General features: G+C 55.3%; 1 protein-coding gene, 1 tRNA gene and 1 pseudogene. 2 read left to right on the top strand and 1 reads right to left on the bottom strand.

Features of this window, described 5'->3' with window-relative positions:
* Window positions 1-719, top strand: a pseudogene (locus tag C3418_RS23470) (ISL3-like element ISAeme19 family transposase); the annotation flags it as partial.
* A 72-nt stretch (window positions 720-791) separates the two neighbouring features.
* Entirely contained in the window at window positions 792-971 is a 180-nt protein-coding gene (locus C3418_RS23465) for a hypothetical protein (protein ID WP_181023151.1), read from the top strand.
* A 169-nt stretch (window positions 972-1140) separates the two neighbouring features.
* Here C3418_RS23465 and C3418_RS24480 read toward each other — a convergent pair.
* Window positions 1141-1215, bottom strand: a tRNA-Leu gene (locus C3418_RS24480).
* Window positions 1216-1630: the final 415 nt, after the last annotated feature.

Raw genomic sequence — 1630 nt, 5'->3', positions numbered from 1 at the left:
GACACCGCTATGCCACCGTGATCATGGATGCCGAGCGAACCCGCGTCCTGTGGGTGGGGCACGGCAACAGCCGGGCCGCTATCCGTCCCTTCTTCGAGCAGCTCGGCGAGCGATGCCAGCAGATTGAGGCGGTGGCGATGGACATGAACACGGCGTTCGACCTGGAGGTGAAGCAACACTGCCCGCAGGCGGAGGTGGTCTACGACCTGTTCCACGTGGTGGCTCGCTATGGCCGAGAGGTGGTGGACCGGGTGCGAGTGGAGCAGGCGAATGCACTGAAAAGCGATAAACCGGCGCGAAAAGTGGTCAAAAGTGCGCGTTGGTTGCTGCTACGTAATCGGGCGAAGCTGAGTGAAAAACAGGATGTGAAGTTGCAGGAGCTGTTGGCGGCGAATCAACCGCTGGCGATGGTGTACGTGCTGAAAGAGGCGTTGAAGGGCATCTGGTATGCGCCGAGCGTGTGGGAAGGATGGCGACGATGGCGGAGCTGGATGCGGCAGGTGAAGGAAAGCGGGCTAGCGCCGCTGCAACGATTTGGTCGAAATTTATCGAAATATATGCGGGGGATCCTGGCGAGTGCAAACTACCCGATGCACACGAGTGTGCTGGAAGGGGTGAACAACAAGATCAAAGTGATAAAGCGTATGGCATATGGATTTAGGGACTCAGAATACTTTTTTCTGAAAATCAAGGCGGCCTTCCCCGGAAAGCCGCGATGAACCTATTTTCATCTCGGCAACGCAAGCTTCCTGCTGCAGGATGGCAACCCCCCGGGGCTGGCCGAGCAGCTCATGATGCACCTCCTGGTGGAGGACGTGGCCGCCTGGCAGGCCCAAGTGGAGGCGAGCCAGGTCGCCGCCCGCTATGGCGTCAGGGTCACGGAGCTCGTCACCCAGCCGTGGCGCATGAAGGAGTTCTGTCTGTACGACCCCTCAGGCGTGCTGTGGCGCATCGCGCAGAACATCGACTGAGGGGATGGCAGTCCGAGAGGTTGATGGCCTGACAGCCTGTGGGGCTGAGGGTCTGAGGGTCTGAGGGTCTGAGGGTCTGAGGGTCTGAGGGTCTGAGGGTACACCTCTTAGCACCGCCCGGAAAAACAAAAGGCCATCCGCGAGGATGGCCTTTTGTCATGGAATCTGATGGTGCCCGGGGTCGGACTCGAACCGACACGTATTGCTACGGCGGATTTTGAATCCCGAAACTACGGTTTCAGGCAAATCGTACAGGTCATAAACCCTTATTTCAACTGGTTTTCGGTTGTGCTTGGTTTTAGCTGGTCTTGGGCGGGTTGCACGAAATTGCACGGAGATACAGCGGCACATCACCACTTAGGCCGAATACCTATCTGCTGCCTACTTGAACCACACACATAGTGCCAGATTGCATAAACGGTGCGTAAACGGTGGCTCCATGTGGTGTACACTTAAACGCAGATGCGAAAAATGTTAAGTTTTGTCAGGTTTTTATAGCGAGCAAGCGATTTTTTCGTGCCCTATTACCGCTTCATGTACAGGATCTTTAGCTACAACCAATTGAAATAGATAGAAAAAAGGCTTCGTTTGTGATCTGATTTAATCGCAAAAAAAAACCGACACGCCCGAAGCCATGACTATTATCAATGCAACCCAGT

The organism is Aeromonas sp. ASNIH8 (genome assembly GCF_002919855.1).
Lineage (GTDB): Bacteria > Pseudomonadota > Gammaproteobacteria > Enterobacterales > Aeromonadaceae > Aeromonas > Aeromonas caviae.
This window is presented reverse-complemented; position numbering and strand designations above follow the sequence as displayed.